Annotated in this window: 1 protein-coding gene; it reads left to right on the top strand. The window is 63.1% G+C overall.

Translation table 11 applies throughout. The annotated features are described in order from the left end of the window. The coding region (locus SB756_RS31360) for an autotransporter domain-containing protein (RefSeq protein WP_410913403.1) at positions 1–263 on the top strand (263 nt) is incomplete at both ends.

The raw sequence follows: 263 nt of genomic DNA, 5'->3' as shown, positions 1-263 counted from the left end.
CTACACCGCCTACCAGCAGGAAGCCTTCGCCGCACGGATGGGCGTGGCGTACAGCTGGCATGACGTCGAAAGCAAGCGCAACGTGGCCGTCGGTGCCGAGGGCCAACGCCTCAAAGCCGATTACAAGGCACGCAGTGCGCAGGTGTTCGGTGAAGTCGGCTACACCATCCAAACCCCTAGCGTGGCCCTGGAACCGTTCGCCGGCCTGGCCTACGTCAACTACGACAGCGACACCATCAAGGAAAAAGGCGGTTCGGCAGCCC

The sequence above is a fragment of the Pseudomonas sp. SIMBA_068 genome, from assembly GCF_046534705.1.
GTDB classification, from domain to species: Bacteria; Pseudomonadota; Gammaproteobacteria; order Pseudomonadales; family Pseudomonadaceae; genus Aquipseudomonas; species Aquipseudomonas putida.
The sequence above is the reverse complement of the archived record's forward strand: the minus strand, read 5'-3'. Positions and strand labels throughout refer to the sequence as shown.